This is a genomic window from Nonomuraea soli (genome assembly GCF_013761175.1).
GTDB lineage: Bacteria > Actinomycetota > Actinomycetes > Streptosporangiales > Streptosporangiaceae > Nonomuraea > Nonomuraea soli.
On the sequence record NZ_JACDUR010000005.1, the window covers coordinates 484,031 to 504,886 of the forward strand.

The 20,856-nt window shown below is 74.3% G+C and carries 2 protein-coding genes; both read right to left on the bottom strand.

What is annotated here, in order from left to right; genetic code table 11:
* Position 1: 1 nt before the first annotated feature.
* Positions 2–9,721, bottom strand: a complete 9,720-nt coding sequence (locus HNR30_RS25625; RefSeq protein WP_181612565.1) for a type I polyketide synthase — start codon at positions 9,719–9,721, stop codon at positions 2–4.
* A gap of 29 nt (positions 9,722–9,750) precedes the next feature.
* The gene (locus HNR30_RS48130) at positions 9,751–20,820 is read right to left on the bottom strand and encodes a type I polyketide synthase (protein WP_181612566.1); all 11,070 of its coding nucleotides are present in this window, start codon (positions 20,818–20,820) and stop codon (positions 9,751–9,753) included.
* Positions 20,821–20,856: the final 36 nt, after the last annotated feature.

Consider the following 20,856-nt stretch of genomic DNA (forward strand, 5'->3'; position numbering starts at 1 on the left):
CTCAGCCGGCGACGGCCACCTCGGCGAGCAGGTGCCCGGCCAGTTCGGCCGGGGTCGGGTAGTCGTAGACCGCGTCGGCGGCCAGCTGGATGCCGGTCAGCTCGCCGATCCGGTTGCGCAGCTCCACCGCCGCCATCGAGGAGAAGCCGAGCTCGAAGAACTCCGCGTCCGGCTCGATCGCGTCGGGCAGGGGGAACTGCAGGATGGCGGCCGTCTCGCGGCGCACCACGTCGAGCAGGATGCCGTGGTGGCTGTCGGGCGCGCTGTCGTCCAGCAGGCGGCGGAAGGCGGCGCTGCCGTCGATCACGTTCTCCGCCTCCTGCGGGGGCAGTGCCGCCTCGGGGACGGCGTCCAGCAGGTGGGAGCGGAGCAGGGCGGCCAGGGCGGCCCAGTCGGGGTCGGCCACGACGAGCGTGGTGTCTCCCAGGCGCAGCGCGTGGCGGAGGGCCGCGACCGCGTCCGCCGGCTCCTTCAGGCCGATCGCCGCCGACAGCACCGGCAGGCCCGCCTCCCGGCGCCGGGCGGCCAGCGCGGTGAAGTGCTCCAGGTGCGCTGCCCCGTCGTCGCCCCAGGCGGCCTGGGCAGGAGCGAGCATGATGAAGGCCGCCAGGTCCGTCGTGCGGGTCCGCTCGTCCAGCAGCCGCGCCGCCTCCGGCGTCGTGCAGACGACGGCGGTCAGCGGATGAGCGCCGTCCGCCATCACGGCGTCGAGCCCGCCTGCGATCGTGCCACGCTCGCCGTCGAGGCGGCGGACGACCACGCCCTGCTCGCCGTCGAGGCGGGCGTCGGGTTCGGTGAGCACGACTCTCGTGGCACCGTTGCGCGCGGCCCAGCGGCCGAGCTCCGCGGCGGTTTCGTCGAGCGGCCCGGCCAGCAGGAGGGTCCCGCTCGGCCGCCAGCCGGCGCCGAGCGCCGTGGCCCGTGCCGGCGCGGGGCGGAGCCTGCGCACGAACACGCCGCCGGGCCGTACCGCCGCCTCGTCCTCGCCGGTGATTCCTGACAGCACCGTGCACAGGCGGCGCAGCACCTGCTCGTCCAGGACGGCGGGAAGGTCGACCAGCCCGCCGTCGCGCAGCAGCCGCTCGCGGGCCGCCGTTCTGAGCCTGCCCCAGGTCTGCGCGGTCTCCGGCGCGACGTCGCCGTCCGAGGGTGCGACGCGCACGGCGCGCCGGGTGAGCACCCAGACGGGTGCGCCGCCGGGCGCGATGGAGGGCGGCGGTGCGCCCTCGGGCAGGAGGCAGACGATGCCCGCCACCCCGGTGTCCGAGCCCGGCGGTTCCGGGACGACGGCCGTGTCGGCGCCGTACCTGGCCAGCGCGGCCGCGATCGCCCGCCCGGCCGCAGCCGCGGGGATCGGCTGCTGGGAGCCGTCGGCCGGCGGAGCGGCCTGCGGGGAGGTGTCGGCCTGCTGGGAGCCGTCAGGCCGCGGTGAGGTGTCGGCCTGCGGTGCGTAGTCGGGTGCGACCACCAGCCAGGTGCCCGACAGGACGGGCGCGGGCAGGTCGGTGAGCGGCTGCCAGCCGAGCTGGAGGCGCGGGTGCCCCTGGTCGGCGCCGGCGCCACCGTGCAGCCTGGCCAGGGCGGGCAGCAGGTCCTCCAGGGTGGCTCCCGCTCCGAGCCCGAGCGTGGCGAGCAGTCCGGGCAGGTCCTGGCGTGCGACCGCCTCCCACAACTCCGTGTCGGGCGCGGCCACCTGCTCGATCGCGGGCGGGTCGGGCCAGTAGCGCTGGCGCTGGAAGGGGTAGGTGGGCAGCGGCACGGTCGCGCCGGCGCCGACGACCGCTCCCCAGTGGACGTCCGCCCCGTGCGCCCAGGCCTGGGCCAGCGCGTCGAGCAGGGTGGCGGCCTCCGGCCGGTCGCGGCGCAGCACGGCGGCGGCGACCCCCGTCCAGTCCTCGACGCAGTCTCCGGCCATCGCCGTCAGCACGGCGTCGGGGCCGACCTCCAGGAAGGTGGTGACTCCCTGCCGCTGGAGTGTCCGGATGCCGTCGCAGAAGCGCACGGCCTGCCGCAGATGGCGCACCCAGTACTCCGGCGAGGTCAGTTCCTCGGCGCCGGCCGCCTCGCCGGTCACGTTGGAGACGATGGGGATCGCGGGCGGCCGGAAGGCCAGTCCGGAGGCCACCTCGCGGAAGGCGTCCAGGACCGGTTCCATCAGCGGGGAGTGGAAGGCGTGGCTGACGGCCAGCCGCTTGGTCTTGTGCCCGCGCAGCGACAGCAGCGCGGCCACCTCCAGGACGGCCTCCTCGGTGCCGGACAGGACCACCGACGAGGGCCCGTTGACGGCGGCGATGCCGACCCGGTCCTCGCGCCCGGCCAGCAGCGGCAGGACCTCCTCCTCCGTGGCGCGGACCGACACCATCGCGCCGCCGGACGGCAGTTCCTGCATGAGGCGGCCGCGCGCGGCCACCAGCTTGACCGCGTCGTCCAGCGTGAGCACGCCGGAGACGTGGGCGGCGACGATCTCGCCGATCGAGTGGCCGGCCAGGAAGTCAGGGCGCATGCCCCAGGCTTCGAGCAGGCGGTAGAGCGCGACCTCGACGGCGAACAGGGCCGCCTGGGTGTAGCGGGTCTGCTGCAGCGCCTCGGGGTCTGCGGTGACGACCTCGCGCAGGGGCCGGTCGAGGTGGCCGTCGAAGCGGGCGCACACCTCGTCGAAGGCCGCGGCGTACTCGGGGTAGGCCGCGTACAGCTCCTCTCCCATCCCCTGGCGCTGGCTGCCCTGGCCGGTGAACAGGTAGGCGGTCCGCCCGCGTGCGGCCGTCGCGCTGATCACGTTGTCGGCCGGGGTCTGCGCGATCGCGGCCTCCAGCCCGGAGGTGAGCTCCTCCCTGGTCGTGCCGAGCACCACCAGCCGCCGCCGGAAGGACGAACGGGTGGTGGCGAGGGAGCGGGCGATCTCGTCCGCCGGGTGCTCCTGCCGGGTGGCCAGGTGGCCGCGCAGCCGCCTGGCCTGTGCCCTCAGCGCCTCGTGCGACTTGGCCGACAGCACCCACGGGATCAGGGGGCGCGGCTGCGCCTCCGGCGTGGCCGCGGTCTGCGGCGGCGCCTGCTCCAGGATGATGTGGGCGTTGGTGCCGCTGATGCCGAAGGAGGAGACTCCCGCGCGGCGCGGCCGCGCGGTCTCGGGCCACGGGGTGGCCTCGTGAAGCAGCCGTACGGCGCCCGCGGACCAGTCGACGTGGCCGGTCGGCTCGTCCACGTGCAACGTCTGCGGCAGCACGCCGTGGCGCATCGCCATGACCATCTTGATCACGCCCGCGACGCCCGCGGCCGCCTGGGTGTGGCCGATGTTCGACTTGACCGAGCCGAGCCACAGCGGCCGGTCCTCCGGCCGGTCCTGGCCGTAGGTGGCCACGATGGCCTGCGCCTCGATCGGGTCGCCCAGGGTGGTGCCGGTGCCGTGCCCCTCGACGGCGTCGACGTCGGCCGTGGTCAGGCGGGCGTCGGCCAGCGCCTGCTCGATCAGGCGCTGCTGGGAGGGTCCGTTCGGGGCGGTGAGCCCGTAGCTGGCGCCGTCCTGGTTGATGGCGCTGCCGCGCACGACGGCCAGGATCGGGTGGCCGTTGCGCTGCGCGTCCGACAGCCGCTCGACGAGCAGCATGCCGACGCCCTCGCCCCAGCCGGTGCCGTCGGCCGCCGCGGCGAAGGACTTGCAGCGTCCGTCCGCGGCCAGGCCGCGCTGGCGGGCGAAGTCGACGAACACGGCTGGAGTGGACAGCACGGTGACGCCGCCGGCCAGCGCGAGCGAGCACTCGCCGCGGCGCAGCGCCTGCATCGCCATGTGCAGGGCGACCAGCGACGACGAGCAGGCCGTGTCGACGGTGACCGACGGGCCCTCGAACCCGAAGGTGTAGGAGACCCGCCCGGACGCGACACCCGCCGAGACGCCGGTGCCGACGAAGCCGTCCAGGTCGCTGGCCAGGTTCTGCAGGTGCACGCCGTAGTCGTGGTACATCAGCCCGACGAACACGCCCGTACGGCTGCCGCGAACCTCGGCGGGGTCGATGCCCGCGTGCTCCAGCGCCTCCCACGAGCCCTCCAGCAGCAGGCGCTGCTGCGGGTCCATGGCGACCGCCTCCCTGGGCGAGATGCTGAAGAAGGCCGGGTCGAAGGCGGTGGCGTCGTAGACGAAGCCGCCCTCGCGCGCGTAGGTGGTGCCCGGGTGCTCCGGGTCGGGGTGGTAGAGGTCGTCCAGCGGCCAGTTACGGTCGGTGGGGAACATCGACATCGCGTCCCCGCCCTGCGACACGAGGTTCCACAGGTCCTCGGGGCCTGTGACGCCGCCGGGCAGCCGGCAGCTCATGCCGACGATGGCGATCGGCTCCTCCGCGCTCATCGCGGTGTGGGTGGAGACCGCCGTGCCGGGCCCGTCCAGGAGCCTGGCGCGCAGGTACTGCACGAGGGCCACGGGTGTGGGGTAGTCGAAGATCAGTGTGGCGGGCAGCCGCAGCCCGGTGGCCGCGTTCATCCGATTGCGGAACTCGACGGCGGTGAGCGAGTCGAAGCCCGCCTCGTTGAAGGGCCTGTCCTGCTCGACGGCGCTCGCGTCGGCGTATCCGAGCACGGTCGCGACCTGGTCGAGCACCAGGTCCATGACGACCTTGGCGTGCTCGCCCTCCGGCAGGCGGGCCAGGCGCTCGCGCAGCTGCGAGGCGGCGGCGGGGTCGGAGCCGACCACGCGGCGCTTGGAGACGGGCACGAGGCCGTGCAGGATCGCGGGCAGCGCCCCGAACTGCGCCGCCGTCCTCAGGTTGCGCAGCTCCAGCTTGATCGGGACCAGCGTCGCCCGGTCGGCGGCGCAGGCGGTGTCGAGCAGGGCCAGGCCTTCCTCGGTGGTGAGCGGGACGACACCGGTGCGGGCCAGCCTGGCCCGGTCGGCGTCGCTGAGCGTGCCGGTCAGGCCGCTGTCCTGCTCCCACAGTCCCCAGGCCAGCGACAGGGCGGGCAGGCCGAGCCGCCGGCGCTGTACGGCGAGCGCGTCGACGAAGGCGTTGGCCGCGGCGTAGTTGCCTTGGCCGGGGCCGCCGAAGACACCGGCGGCGGACGAGAACGTGACGAACGCCGAGATCGGCAGGTCCTGGGTGAGTTCGTGCAGGTTCAGCACGGCGTCGGCCTTGGGGCGCAGCACCGCGTCGATACGCTCGGGGGTCAGCGTGGCCAGCACACCGTCGTCGAGCGCGCCCGCCGCGTGCACGATCCCGGTGAGGGGGTGCCGGGCGGGGATCGATGCCAGGAGCGCGGCCAGGGCGTCGCGGTCGGCGGCGTCGCAGGCGGCGATGGTGGCGTCGACCCCGAGCTCGAGGAGTTCGGCCTGCAGCCGGAGCGCCCCGGGAGCGTCCGGTCCGCGGCGGCTGGTCAGCAGCAGGCGGCGCACGCCGTGCCGGAGCACCAGGTGACGGGCGACGATGCCGCCCAGGGTGCCGGTGCCGCCGGTGATCAGCACGGTTCCGCCACGCTCCCAGCCCTCGGCCAGGTCACCCGCGATCGCCGTCTCGGCTTCCGGGCCTACGCACTCGGCTTCCGTGCCCGCAGGCACGGTTGCCGTGATCGCGGTCTCGGTGGTCTGCTCGGGTGTGTACCGGGCCAGGCGCGGGACGTGGAGGGCGCCCGCGATCAGCGCGGCCTGGGCCTCCCCCGACTCCGCGGCGGCCGGGACCGCCCGCCACGACTCCTCGCTGCCGTCGACGTCGAGCAGGACGAAACGCCCGGGGTTCTCCGACTGGGCGGAGCGCATCAGGCCCCACACGGCGGCGGCGGCGAGGTTCTCCCCCGACACCGCTCCTTCGGTGACGATGACGAGCGGCACGTCGGCGTATTTGTCCTCGGCGAGCCACCCCTGCGCCACCGCCAGCACTTCGGAGGTGGCGGCCCGTGCCTCGTCGGCCGCGCCTGCCGTACCCACCGCGCCTGCCGTACCCACCGGGCCTGCCGTACCCGCCGGGCCGCAGGGCAGGAAGGCCAGCCGCGGCAGCGGGCCGTCGGCCACGAGTTCGGCGAGCACGACCCCGTGCGCCGCCAGCCGGGCCCCGTCGCCGCCGGCGAGCGCGTGTCCGGCGCCGGCGGCCTCTCCCAGCCTGGCCGGGATCCAGTCGAGCGAGAACAGCGCGTCCTTCAGCGGGTCGGCGGCGGCCTTCAGGTCCTCCACGGCCAGCGCCCGCACGGCCAGCGATTCCACGCTCGCCACGGGCGCTCCGGCGGAGTCGGCGACCTCGATGCCGACGCCGTTGGCGCCCGCCGGGGTCAGCCGCACCCGCAGGGCGGCGGCGCCGGTGGCGGCCAGCCGTACGTTGGTCCAGGCGAAGGGCAGCATCGGCCCGCCCGTGGTGTCGAAGAAGCCGCCCACGGCCAGGGGCTGGATCGCGGCGTCGAGGAGGGCGGGGTGCAAACAGAACCCGCCCGCCTCGGTGCCTTCCGGCAGGGCCACCTCGGCGAACAGCTCGCGGTCACGGCGCCACAACGCCGTCAGTCCGCGGAAGGCGGGGCCGTAGTCGATGCCGATCCCGGCCATCAGCTCGTACACGTCGCCGGGTTGCAGGGCCGTCGCGCCCGGAGGCGGCCAGGACTGTTCGGCGAAGGCCGCCGTGGCGCTGTCCTTGGCCAGGAATCCGGTGGCGTGCCTGGTCCATGGCTCGTCCTCGGCGCGGGCGTGGATGGTGAGCGCTCGCCTGCCGTCCTCGTCCGGCGCGCCGACGGCGATCTGGACGTGCACGCCGCCGGAGGCGGGCAGGATCAGCGGCGCCTGCAGCGTCAGCTCCTCCAGCAGGTCGCAGCCGACCTCGTCGCCCGCCCGTACGGCCAGCTCCACGAAGGCCGTGCCGGGGAGCAGCACCTGCCCGTTGACCATGTGGTCGGCCAGCCACGGGTGCGTCTTGACCGAGAGCCTGCCGGTCAGCAGCACGCCTTCGGCGTCGGCCAGCGACACGGCGGCGGCCAGCAGCGGGTGACCGGCGGCTCCCAGGCCGAGCTGCGTGAGGTCGCCGTTGGTCTGGACGGCGGGCGGCCAGTAGTGCTGGTTCTGGAAGGCGTAGGTCGGCAGGTCGACGCGGCGCGGCAGGGCCGGTGCCAGCAGCAGGTCCCAGTCGACCTCGCCGCCGCGTACCCACAGCTCGGCGGCGCTGGACAGGAACCGGCGCAGCCCGCCGTCGTCGCGTCGCAGGGTGCCCACGGCTACGCAGGCGTCTGCGGCCCCCGCGGCCTCGACGCTCTCCTGCACGCCGATCTTGAGCACCGGGTGGGCGCTGCACTCGACGAAGAAGCGGAAGTTCTCCTGCGCCAGGGTCTCGACCGCTGGGCCGAAGCCGACCGTCTCGCGCAGGTTCTCGTACCAGTAGGCGCCGTCGGCCTCGGTGCCCTCCAGCCAGAGGCCTCTGACCGTGGAGTACCACGGGGTATGGCTGATGCGGGGAGCGACCGGAGCCAGCAGGCCCGCCAGATCGTCCTTGATCGCGGTCACGTGCGCCGAGTGCGAGGCGTAGTCCACCTCGATCCGCTTGGCCCGCTCGTTGACGGCCAGCAGCTCCTCCAGGGCATCGACGTCGCCCGAGACGACGGTGGAGGAGGGACCGTTGATCGCCGCCACGGAGACTCGGCCGTCGAACCCGGCGAGGTACTCTCGCACTTCCGCGACCGGCAGCGGCACCGACACCATCCCGCCCCGGCCCGCCAGCGCCACGATCGCCTGGCTGCGCAACGCCACCACCCGGGCGCCGTCCTCCAACGACAACGCCCCGGCCACCACCGCGGCGGCGATCTCACCCTGTGAGTGCCCGATCACCGCGGCCGGCTTCACCCCGGCCGACTGCCACACCGCCGCCAGCGACACCATCATCGCCCACAACACCGGCTGGACCACGTCCACCCGGTCGAAGCCCGGCTGGCCCTCCTCACCGCGCAACACACCCGTCAGCGACCAGTCCACGAACGGCGCCAGAGCCGTCTCACACTCGGCCATCCGCTGCGCGAACACCGGCGAGGACTCCAGCAACTCCACGCCCATACCGAGCCACTGCGAGCCCTGGCCGGGGAAGACGAACACCGTCTTGCCCGCCGTACCAGCCGTGCCTTCGACGGCGCCCGACACCACGCCCGAGGCCAGCCGCTCCAACGCCGACGTCAGCTCCTCGCGATCCCCCACCACAACGGCCCGGCGCTCGAACGCCGACCGCGACGCCACCAGCGAGTGCGCGACGTCGGCCGCGGCGAGTTCCGGCCGCCCGGCGGTCCAGGAGGCCAGCCGTCCGGCCTGCGCCCGCAGCGCCTCGGCGGTCTTGGCCGACAGCACCCACGGCACCACCGGCAGCTCGATGCCCGCCTCGCGCTCCGCGGGCTCCAGCGCGGGAGCCTCCTCCAGGATCACGTGCGCGTTGGTTCCGCTCATGCCGAACGACGAGACGCCGGCCCGGCGCGGCTCCGCACCCGGCGACCAGGGGCGTGCCTCCTGGAGCAGCTCCACGTCGCCGGCGGTCCAGTCGATCTGCTCGGAAGGTTGCGAGGCGTGCAGGGTGGCGGGCAGGACGCCGTGGCGCATCGCCATGACCATCTTGATCACACCCGCCGCACCGGCGGCCGCCTGGGCGTGGCCGATGTTCGACTTGACCGAGCCCAGCCACAGCGGCTGTCCCTCCGGGCGGCCCTGACCGTAGGTGGCGATGATCGCCTGGGCCTCGATCGGGTCGCCCAGCGCCGTGCCGGTGCCGTGCGCCTCGACGGCGTCGATCTGGTCCGGGGTGAGCCGGGCGTCGGCCAGCGCCTGGCGGATCACCCGCTGCTGCGAAGGGCCGTTCGGCGCGGTCAGACCGTTGCTGGCGCCGTCCTGGTTGATGGCGCTTCCGCGCACGACGGCCAGGATCGGGTGGCCGTTGCGTTGCGCGTCCGACAACCTCTCCACCAGCAGGACGCCCGCGCCCTCGGCCAGCGCCATGCCGTCCGCGTCGTTGGAGAAGGCCTTGGAGCGCGCGTCCCTGGCCAGCGCGCGCACCCGGCTGAACCCGATGAACGTGCCGGGCGTCGACAACACGGTGACCGCTCCGGCCAGCGCCAGCGAGCAGTCTCCGTTGCGCAGCGCGCGCACGGCGAGGTGGAGGGCGACCAGCGAGGAGGAGCAGGCGGTGTCGATGGTGACGGCCGGGCCCTCCAGCCCGAGGGTGTAGGAGATGCGGCCGGACACCACGCTGGTGGCGACGCCGGTCATCAGGTAGCCCTGCAGCTCCGGAGGGGCCTGCATCATCATCGTGAGGAACTCGGGGCTGTTGGCGCCCACGAACACGCCGGTCCTGCTGCCGTGCAGCGTGGCGGGGTCGATGCCGGCCCGCTCGATCGCCTCCCAGGAGGTCTCCAGCAGCAGCCGCTGCTGGGGGTCCATGGCGACGGCCTCGCGCGGCGAGATGCCGAAGAACCCCGGATCGAACTCCGTGATGTCCCCCACGAACCCGCCCTCGGCGACGTAGGAGGCGCCGAACGCGTCGGGGTCGGGGTTGTAGAGGGTCTCCAGGTCCCAGCCGCGGCCGTCGGGGAAGCCGGAGATCGCGTCCGTGCGGTCGGCCACCACCCGCCACAGGTCCTCCGGGCTCTGGACCTCACCCGGGTAGCGGCAGCCGATCCCGATGATCGCGATCGGTTCGTGATTGCGCTCCTCGGCCGCGTGCAGGCGTCGCTTGTTGTCGTGGAGCTCGGTCGTCACTCGCTTCAGATACTCGACGAGCTGTGCTTCGGTCGCCATCGTCGTTCCTCTCTCGCTTCCACGCCTGCTCAGGCGATGCCGAGCTCGTTGTCGATGAAGGTGAGGATCTCGTCGGCCGTCGCGGCGGCCAGCCGGTCGGCCACGTTCTCCTCCGCGGGCCGGGTGCCGCTCTGCCGTTCCTTCCAGGAGAAGAGCAGCTGCTCCAGCCTGGAGGTGATCTCCTCGGGGGTCGCGCAGTCGGCCGCGGCGGCGGCCAGCGCCGCCTCCATCCGGTCGATCTCGGCCAGGACCTGCTGTCCCGCGCTGTGCGCCGGTGGCGCGATCTCCTCCAGCAGGTGCCTGGCCAGCGCGGCGGGGTTGGGGTAGTCGAACACCAGCGAGGCCGGCAGCCGCAGGCCGGTGGCGGCCTTGAGGCGGTTGCGCAGCTCCACCGCGGTCAGCGAGTCGAAGCCGATCTCCTTGAAGGCCCGGCCGGGCTCGACCGCGTCGGGCCTGGCGAAGCCGAGGACCGCGGCCACGTGGCTCTGGACCAGCTCCAGCAGCACCGGCGTGCGGTCGGCCTCCGGCAGGGCGGCCAGCCGGTCGCTGAGCGACTCGCCCTGCGCCGCCTCCGCCACCACCACGCGCCGGGCGGTGGTCCGCACCAGGCTGCGCAGCAGCGGATGGCCGAGGCCGCCGGCCGCTCCCGCGCGCAGGGTCGCCAGGTCGAGCCGGATCGGCACGAGTGCCGCCTGGTGGGCGCCGATGGCCAGGTCGAGCAGGGCCAGGCCGTCGTCCAGGTCGAGCGCGCCCATGCCGGATCTGTTCAGCCGGCTGATGTCGGCCTCGTCGAGGTGGCCGGTCATACCGCTGCCGCTGCGAGGTGTCCACAGGCCCCACGCGAGCGAGGTGGCGGCCTGGCCGCGGGCCGAGCGGTGCTGGGCGAGCGCGTCCAGGAAGGCGTTGGCCGCCGCGTAGTTGCCCTGACCCGGGCTGCCGAAGACGCCCGCGGCGCCGGAGTAGATCACGAACTGGGCCAGATCGAGCTCTGCGGTGAGTTCGTGCAGGTTGATCGCCGCCGTGACCTTGGGCCTCAGGACGGTCCGCAGGCGCTCGGGCGTCAGCGAGGTGATCATGCCGTCGTCGAGGACACCGGCGGTGCTCACGACGGCGGTCAGCGGGTGCTCGGCCGGGATCTGCGTGAGCAGCCGCGCCAGGGCGGCGCGGTCGGCGGCGTCGCACGCCACGATGCGCACGCTCGCCCCCAGCTCGGTCAGCTCGCGCTCCAGCTCGGCGGCTCCCTCGGTGCCGGGGCCGCGGCGCCCGGCCAGCACCAGGTGCCGCACCCCGTGCTCGGTCACCAGCCGCCTGGCCGCCAGCGCGCCGAGCGCGCCGGTGCCGCCGACCACGAGCACGCTGCCGTCGGCGTCGATCTCGGCCGGCATGGTGAGCACGACCTTGCCGATGTGGCGGGCCTGGGCGACGTGGCGGAAGGCGTCGTCCGCCCGGCGCACGTCCCAGCCTCTGATCGGGGGCAGCCGCAGCGCGCCCTGATCGAACAGGGCGACGATCTCGGCGAGGATCTCGCCGGTCCTGTCCATGTCCAGCTGGGTGAGGTCGAAGCTGAGGTAGCGGGCGGGAAGCATCTGCTCGGGGTCGCGCAGGTCCGTCTTGCCCATCTCGATGAAGCGCCCGCCGGGGCGCAGCAGGCCGAGCGAGGCGTCGATGAACTCTCCCGCCAGGGAGTTGAGCACCACGTCCACGCCGGCCTCGAAGGTCCGCGCGAAGTCGAGGGTGCGGGAGGAGGCGATCCTGGCGGGGTCCACGCCCAGGTCTCGCACCGCCTGCCACTTGCTCTCGCCTGCCGTGCCGTACACCTGGGCACCCAGGTGGTGGGCCAGTTGCACGGCGGCCGTGCCGACGCCGCCCGCGGCGGCGTGCACCAGGAGCGACTCCCCCGCGCGCAGCTGGGCCAGGTCGACGAGCGCGTGGTAGGCGGTGATGAACGCGATGGGCACGGACGCGGCCTCGGTGTACGACCAGCCCTCGGGGATGCGGGCCAGCAGCCGGTGGTCGGTGACGGCGCGCCGGGCGAAGCCGTCCACGATGCCCATGACCCGGTCTCCCGGCGCCAGCGTCGTGACGTCGTCGGCGACCTCGATGACCACGCCGGCGCCCTCGCCGCCCATGGGAGCCTCGCCCGGGTACATGTCCAGGGCGATCAGGACGTCGCGGAAGTTCAGGCCCATCGCCCGGGTGGCGATCCTGACCTGGCCCGGGTCCAGTGGCGCGTCTTCGGCGGCCAGGAGCGCGAGGTTGTCGACCGTGCCGCGGCCGGTCGTGTCCAGCCGCCAGTTCGCGGTGCCCGCGGGCGGGACCATCGCGCTGCCGCGCCCGGTTCCGGCGCGGACCAGCCGGGGCGTGTACGCGACCCCCTCGCGCAGCGCCACCTGGTTCTCGCCGCCCGCCAGGACGGACGGCAGAGCCCGGTAGGAGTCGGGGTGGCCGTCCAGGTCGAGCAGGACCAGGCGCTCGGGATTCTCCGACTGGGCCGATCGGGCCAGGCCCCAGACGGCCGCGTTGACCAGGTCGGGCACCTCGTCGTGGACGTCGGCGGCGACGGCGCCGCGGGTGATGAGGACCAGCCGCGAGCCCGGGTGGCGCTCGTCGGCCAGCCACTCCTGCAGCAGGCCGAGCGCCTCACAGGTGCGCTCGTGGACGGCCTCGGCCAGGCCGCCCGCGGTCGCGCCGTCCAGGGTCACGCACACCAGGTCGGGTGCCTGCTCCATGGAGAGGACCTCGGCCAGGCCCGCGTACGGCACGGCGGTGATGCCCGCCGCGTCGAGGGCGGCGGAGTCGCCGACAGTGGCCCAGCGCAGGCCGGGAACCGGCTCGCCCGCCTGCATGGCGGTCCATTCGAGCTCGTAGAGCGATTCGCGTGTCGTGTCCGCGTTCCTCGCGCCTCCGCCCGCGGGCAGGGGACGCAGGAGCAGGGACGCCACGTCGGCGACGGGAGCCCCGGCCTGGTCGGTGATCGTGAGCGTCACCCGGCCGGCCTCCTGGATCGACAGCTGGGCGCGGACGGCGGCGGCCCCGGTGGCGTGCAGGCGCACCCCGCTCCAGGCGAAGGGCATCTGCGGCCCGTCCTGGGAGCCGACCTCGTGCAGCGCGATGGAGTGCAGCGCCGCGTCCAGCAGGGCGGGGTGGAGGCCGAAGCCGCCGGTGACGGTGTCGTCCGGCAGGGCCACCTCCGCGTACAGGTCGGCGCCCTTCACCCAGACGGCGCGCAGGCCCTGGAAGGTCGGGCCGTAGCCGAGGCCGGCCTGCGCGAGCCAGCCGTACATGCCGGTCACGTCGACCGGTCTGGCGCCCTCCGGCGGCCAGACGGCCGTCTCCTGCGCCGGGCGGTGCGCCGCCCCCGCGGCCAGAGTGCCGGACGCGTGGCAGGTCCACGGGTCGTCGGCCAGGCCGCGATCGGGGCGGGCGTGGACGGTGAGGGGTCGGCGCCCCTCGCCGTCGGGCGCGCCGACCGTGAGCTGCAGCTGCACCGCTCCCTGCTCGGGCAGGGTGAGCGGGGCCTGGATGGTGAGCTCGTCGAGCAGGTCGCAGCCGACCTCGTCGCCCGCCCGCAGGGCCAGGTCGACGAAGGCGGTGCCCGGCAGGATGGCCTGCCCGTTGACCGCGTGCTCGGCCAGCCACGGGTGGGTCCTGAGCGACAACCTGCCGGTCAGCAGGACCCCTTCCGCCCCGGCCAGCGGCACCGCCGCGCCGAGCAGGGGGTGTCCGGCCGCGCCCAGGCCCGCCGCGCCGACGTCGCCGGCCGTGGCGGTGCGCTCCTCGAGCCAGAAGTGCTGGTGCTGGAAGGCGTAGGTGGGCAGGTCGACGACGCGGGGACGGGCGGGGGCGAGGATCTGCCGCCAGTCCACGTCCAGGCCGCGCACCCACGCCTCGGCGGCGCTGGTCCACACCCTGCGCAGCCCGCCTTCCTGCCGCCGCAGCGTGCCGACGGCGGTGACGTCGTGCTCGGCCGCCTCGGCGGTGTCCTGGATGGCCGTGGTGAGCACCGGGTGGGCGCTGCACTCGACGAAGGCGTCGTGGCCCTGCTCCATCAGGGCGCGGATCGACGGCTCCAGCTGGACCGTCTGGCGCAGGTTGGTGTACCAGTAGCCCGCGTCGAGCTCGGGGCCCTCGATCCAGGCCGCCGTCACGGTGGAGAAGAACGGGGTGTGGCTGATGCGGGGGGTGACCGGAGCCAGCAGGCCCGCCAGGTCGTCCTTGATCGCGGTCACGTGCGCCGAGTGCGAGGCGTAGTCCACCTCGATCCGCTTGGCCCGCTCGTTGGCGGCCAGCAGCTCCTCCAGGGCGTCGACGTCGCCGGAGACGACGGTCGAGGAGGGGCCGTTGATCGCGGCGATGGAGATGCGGCCCTGCCAGCGCTCCAGCTGCTCGGCCACCTGGGCGGCCGGCAGCGGCACCGACACCATGCCGCCCCGGCCCGCCAGCGCGATGATCGCCTGGCTGCGCAACGCCACGACCCGGGCGCCGTCGTCCAGGGACAGCGCCCCGGCCACGACGGCGGCGGCGATCTCGCCCTGCGAGTGCCCGATCACCGCGGCGGGTTTGACGCCGACCGACTGCCACACGGCGGCCAGGGAGATCATCATCGCCCACAGCACCGGCTGGACCACGTCCACCCGGTCGAAGCCCGGCTGGCCCTCCTCGCCGCGCAGTACGCCGGTCAGTGACCAGTCCACGAACGGCGCCAGAGCCGTCTCGCACTCGGTCATCCGCTGGGCGAACACCGGGGAGGAGTCCAGCAGTTCCACGCCCATGCCGAGCCACTGGGAGCCCTGGCCGGGGAAGACGAACACGGTCTTGCCGTCGCCCGCGGCCACGCCGGTGACGACCGCGCCGCTGACACCGCCCTCGGCCAGCGCCGCCGTAGCGGACAGCAGCTCGCCGCGGTCGGCGCCCACGACCACCGCACGATGATCGAACACCGAGCGGGTCACGACGAGGGAGTGCGCGACGTCCACGGGATCGGCCTCGGGCTCGGCGAGCACGAGACGCCCGGCCTGGTCGCGCAGGGCCTGCGCGGACCTGCCGGAGAGCAGCCACGGCACCGCGGGCAACCGCACAGGAGCATCGGCGCCGGACGCGGAGGCCTGGACACCGGAGGCGGCCGCCGGGACGCCGCGGCCCTGTGCCGGAGCGCCGGAGGCGTCCGCCGAAGCACTGGGAGCGCCCGTCACAGCCGCCGGAGTATCGGCGGCGTCCGCCGTGGCGCCGGGGGTCCCGCCAGGAGTCTCGGCCGGGGTCTCGGCCGGGGGCTCCTCCAGGACCACGTGCGCGTTGGTGCCGCTGATGCCGAACGACGAGACCGCGGCGCGGCGCTCGCGGCCGGTGTCCGGCCACGCGATCGGCTCGGTGAGCAGCTTGACCGCGCCCGCCGTCCAGTCGACGTGCGGGCTGGGCTCGTCCACGTGCAACGTCTGCGGCAGCACGCCGTGCCGCATCGCCATGACCATCTTGATCACACCCGCGACACCGGCGGCCGCCTGGGTGTGGCCGATGTTCGACTTGATCGACCCGAGCCAGAGCGGTAGCTCCCGGTCCTGGCCGTAGGTGGCGATAAGGGCCTGCGCCTCGATCGGGTCGCCGAGGGTGGTTCCGGTGCCGTGGGCTTCCACGGCGTCGACGTCGGCGGGCGTCAGGCCCGCGTTGGCCAGTGCCTGGCGGATCACCCGCTGCTGCGAGGGCCCGTTCGGCGCCGTCAGGCCGTTGCTCGCACCGTCCTGGTTGATGGCGCTTCCGCGCACGACGGCCAGGATTGGGTGCCCGTTGCGCCGCGCGTCCGACAGCCGTTCGACCAGGAGCATGCCCACGCCTTCCGACAGGCCGAAGCCGTCGGCCGCTCCGGCGAAGGCCTTGCAGCGGCCGTCGCGGGCGAGCGCGCCCTGCAGGCTGAAGCCGATGAAGCCGAGCGGGGTGCACATGACGGTGACGCCCCCGGCCAGGGCCAGGTCGCAATCGCCGTTGCGGAGCGCCTGCACCGCGAGGTGGAGGGCCACCAGCGACGAGGAGCAGGCCGTGTCGACGGTGACGGCGGGGCCCTCGAAGCCGAGCGCGTACGCGACACGGCCGGAGGCGATGCTGCTCAGCGTGCCGGTGACCAGGTGACCGATCGACTCCAGCGGCACCTGGTCGGAGTGGCGGCCGTACTCCTCGTAGGCCGCGCCCACGAAGACGCCGGTGCGGCTGCCGCGCAGCGAGCCGGGGTCGATCCGGCCGTGCTCGATGGCCTCCCAGGAGGCTTCGAGCAGCAGGCGCTGCTGCGGGTCCATGGCCAGGGCCTCGCGCGGGCTGATGCCGAAGAACTCGGGGTCGAACTCCCCCGCCCCGAGGACGAAGCCGCCGTCCTGGGTGTAGGAGGCGAACGGCGCCTCCGGGTCGGGGTCGTAGATGCCCTCGACGTCCCACCCGCGGTTGCCGGGCAGCCGGGAGATCGCGTCCCCGCCCTCGGCGACCAGGCGCCACAGGTCGTCGGGGCCGTTCACGTCGCCGGGGGTGCGGCAGCTCATGCCGACGATCACGATCGGGTCGTCGGTGAGTTCCCTGTGGGCAGGGCCGGCGCCGGCGCTCTCCTGCCGGACTCCGAGGATCTCGGTCCTGGCCAGCTCCGCGAGCGCCTTGACGTTCGGGTGGTCGAAGACCACGGTGGCCGGCAGGCGGATACCGAGGACCTGGTTGAGCCGTCCGCGCAGCTCGACGGCGGTGACGGAGTCGAAGCCCAGGTCGCGGAAGGCGCGCTCGACGCCGACCTCGGCCGGGTCGGCGTAGCCGAGCACGCCGGCCACCTCCTGGCGGACCTTGGCCACCAGGAGCCGCGCCTGCTCGCGCGGGTCGAGCAGCCGCAGCTCGGCGCCCAGCTCCGACACCTCCGGCGTGGCCTCGCCGTCCGACAGGGCCGCGACGGCCTCGGGGACGCCGTCCAGCAGGGGGCGCCGCCGGGCGGCGGTGAAGAGCGGGGCGAAGCGCGGCCAGTCGATGTCGGCGACCACCAGGGCGGTCTCGTCGTCGTCGAGCGCCTGCCAGAGTCCTTCGATCGCCATGAGCGGGTCCATGTAGGCGACGCCGCTCCTGCGGGCGTCGTCCTCGCCGAGCAGCGTCGTCATGCCGCCGCCCGCCGCGTCCCAGAAGCCCCAGGCGATCGCCGTACCGGGCAGGCCGCGGGCGCGGCGGTGGGCGGCGAGCGAGTCGAGGAAGGCGTTGCCTGCGGCGTAGGCGCCGTTGTGGGAGCCGCCCCAGACGCCGGCACCGGAGGAGAACAGCACGAAGGCGTCGAGCGGGCCGGGCAGCAGCTCGTCCAGGAGGCTCGCGCCGACGATCTTGGCGCTGGTGGCCTCGGCCAGCTCGTCGGCGCCGAGGGCGAGCAGCGGCTGGATGTGCGGGACGCCCGCGGTGTGGAAGACCGACCGGATCGGGTCGCCCGCCGCTTCCGCCTGGCTGATCACGCTCTGCAGGGCGGCGCGGTCGGCCACGTCGCACCTGGCCACGGTCACCCGCGCGCCCAGCTCCTCCAGCTCGGCCACGAGCTCGGCGGCGCCTGGCGCGTCCGTGCCCCGGCGGCTGGTGAGCAGCAGGTGCTCGGCGCCGCCCCTGGCCAGCCATCGGGCCACGTGCGCGCCCAGGCCCCCGGTGCCTCCGGTGATCAGGGCGGTGCCTTGCGCCCGCCACCGCTGGCCGGTGCCGGTGCTCTGGCGCGGCGCCCGTGTCAGGCGCCGGGCGAAGGTTCCCGAGGCGCGTACGGCCAGCTGGTCCTCGTGTCCCGCCGCGGCGAGCACGCTCACCAGGCGGCCCAGCACGCGGGTGTCGAGGGTTTCCGGCAGGTCGACGGTACCGCCGGGGCGCTGGGGGTGTTCCAGTCCGTGGACGCGCACCAGCCCGGCGACCGCGCCCTGGACGGGGTCGCGGACGAAGTCGACGCGGCTGACGCTCTGGCCGCCGTCCGTGCCGACCCACAGGGCCGCGTCGATGCCGTCGGCGGCTTGGATCAGCTGAAGGATCTGGGCCGGGTCGCAGTGCAGGGCGAGCACACCCGTAGCAGCCGTGGCGCCGTCCAGGGCCGGGCTGACGATCTTCGTGGTGGCTCCGTGCCGCTCCAGGGCCCGCGCGACCGCCGTCACCGGCTCGTCGGTGGCGCGCTCGTGCGGGACCGCGATCAGCCACGTGCCGCCGAGCGCCGAAGGACCGGCCTCCGGCAGGGCGACGGGCTCCCAGGTGACGCGGTAACGCCAGCTGTCCAGCACGTCCTGTTCGCGCCTGCGGCGCCGCCATGACGAGAGTGCGGGGAGCACGGCGGCCAGGGGCGAGCCGTCGTCGATGTTCAGTGTCGCGGCGAGCGCGTCCACGTCCTCCCGCTCGACCGCCGCCCAGAACTCGGGGTCGGCGGCCTCCGCGGCCTGCTGGGCGGCGAAGCTGCCCGGCATGAACCAGTAGCGCTTGCGCTGGAAGGCGTAGGTGGGCAGGTCGACACGGCGCGGGCAGGCGTCGGCGAAGTAGGCGTCCCAGCCGACGGTGACACCCCTGGCGTGCAGCCGGCCGAGGGCCTCGACGAAGCTTCGCGCCTCGTCCCTGTCCTTGCGTACGGCGGGCACGAAGGTGACGGCCTCGTCGCCGTCGAGGATCTGCCTGGCCAGTCCGGTCAGGACGGCGTCGGGGCCGATCTCCACGAAGACCGTGGCGCCGCCGGAGCGGGCGGAGGCGACGGCGTCACCGAAGCGGACCGCCTGCCGTACGTGGTCCACCCAGTAGCCGGCGTCGGTGAGCTGGCCGGGCTGCGCGCGCCGTCCGGTGACGTCGGAGATGATCGGCACGGACGGCTCGTGGTAGGTCAGCGACTGGGCGTAGCGCCGGAACTCCTGCATCATCGGCTCGATGAGCGGCGAGTGGAAGGCGTGCGAGACCCGTAGCCGGCGGGTGCGGGCGGTGACCAGCGCGGCGATCTCGTCGACGGCGGCGGCGTCACCGGAGACCACGACGGCGTCCGGGCCGTTGACGGCGGCGATGCCGATGTCGGAGCGGCCTTCCAGCAGCGGCAGGATGTCGGCCTCCGGCGCGGCGATGGCGAGCATGGCCCCGCCGGGCGGCAGCGCCTGCATGAGGCGGGCCCGGGTGGCGACGAGGCCGCACGCGTCGGCCAGGGACAGCACCCCGGCCACGTGCGCGGCGGCGATCTCGCCCACCGAGTGGCCCACCAGCACGTCAGGGGTGACGCCCAGCGAGGTCAGCAGCCGGTAGAGCGCCACTTCGAAGGCGAACAGCGCCGGCTGGGTCATGCCGGTCTCGTCCAGCACCTGCTCGGGGCCGGAGAACATGGCCTCGCGCACGGGGTGCGGCAGCAGGGGGTCCAGGACCTTGCAGACCTCCTCCAGGGCGTCGGCGAAGACCGGGAAGGACTCGGCGAGGGCGGCGCCCATGCCCAGGCGCTGGCTGCCCTGGCCCGCGAACAGGAAGGCCAGCTGGCCGCCCGTCCCGCTTCCTGTGAAGGTTCCCGGCGTGGGCGTGCCACCGGCGAGGGCTTCGAGCCCGGCGATCAGCTCGGCCCGGTCGGCTCCGACGATCACGGCCCGCTGGTCCAGGACGGACCTGCCGGTCGCCAGGGACCAGCCGACGTCGGCCACCGGCAGTTCCTCGTGCGCGAGCGCCCAGGCGTGCAGGCGGGCGGCCTGGGCCGCGAGCGCCGTCTCGTCCTTGGCCGAGACCACCCACGGCACCAGCGGCAGGGGAAGCCGCTCCGGCTCGTCCTCGTCGGGCTCGACCGGGGTCTCCTCGATGATCAGGTGGGCGTTGGTGCCGCTGAATCCGAAGGCCGAGACGGCGGCGCGCCGGGGTGCTTCGGCCCGCGGCCAGGGGCGGGAGCTCGTCAGGAGCTCGACCGCGCCCGCCGACCAGTCGACGTGCTCGGTCGGCTCGTCCACGTGCAGCGTCCGGGGCAGGACGCCGTGGCGCATGGCCATCACCATCTTGATCACGCCGCCGACCCCGGCGGCGGCCTGGGTGTGGCCGATGTTCGACTTCAGGGAGCCCAGCCACAGCGGGCGCTCGGCCTCCCGGTCCTGGCCGTAGGCGGCGAGGAGGGCCTGGGCTTCGATCGGGTCGCCCAGGGTGGTGCCGGTGCCGTGGCCTTCGACGGCGTCGACCTGGGAGGGCGACAGTCCCGCGTCGGCCAGCGCCTCCCTGATCACGCGGATCTGGGAGGGTCCGTTGGGCGCCGACAGCCCGTTGCTGGCGCCGTCCTGGTTGACCGCGCTGCCGCGGATGACGGCGAGCACGTTGTGGCCGTTGGCCCTGGCGTCCGAGAGGCGTTCGAGCAGCAGCACGCCGACGCCCTCCGACCATCCGGTGCCGTTGGCCGAGGTGGCGAAGGACTTGCAGCGTCCGTCGGAGGCCAGTCCGCGCTGCTGGGAGAACTCGATGAAGGTGTTCGGGGTGGCCATCACGGTGACTCCGCCGGCCAGCGCCATCGTGCACTCCCCCCGGCGCAGGGCGTGCACCGCCAGGTGCAACGCCACCAGCGACGAGGAGCAGGCCGTGTCGACCGAGACGGCCGGGCCCTCCAGGTCCAGGGCGTAGGCGACGCGGCCGGAGGTGACGCTGCCGAGCGCCTCGGCGCGGAAGTAGTCGTGGTACATGACCCCGGCGTAGACGCCGGTACGGCTGCCGCGCACGGACACCGGGTCGATCCCGGCCCGTTCGAAGGTCTCCCAGCAGGTCTCCAGGAAGAGCCGCTGCTGCGGGTCGGTGCCCATGGCCTCGCGCGGGGAGATGGCGAAGAAGCCGGCGTCGAACTCGGCGGCGTCGTAGAGGAATCCGCCGTGCCTGGCCGTGGTCGTGCCCGGGTTGTCGGGGTCGGGGTGGTAGAGGTCCTCCCGCCAGCCGCGGTCGGCGGGGAACTCGGAGATCCCGTCACCCCCGTCGGCGACGAGCTCCCACAGCTGCTCGGGCGAGGTTGCCCCGCCCGGGTAGCGGCAGCCCATGCCGACGATCGCGATGGGCTCGCGGTCGCGGCCCTCGATATCGCGCAACTGCCGACGGGTTTGCTGAAGGTCGGCGGTAACTCGCTTCAGGTAGTCCCTGAGCTTGTCTTCGTTTGCCATCTCGCGTTGTCCTTCTCAGCAGAAGCGCACAGGGGG

Bases quoted from the DNA above. Each gene is read 5' to 3' on its own strand.
- HNR30_RS25625 (WP_181612565.1), bottom strand. From the start codon at position 9,721: ATGGCGACCGAAGCACAGCTCGTCGAGTATCTGAAGCGAGTGACGACC.
- HNR30_RS48130 (WP_181612566.1), bottom strand. From the start codon at position 20,820: ATGGCAAACGAAGACAAGCTCAGGGACTACCTGAAGCGAGTTACCGCC.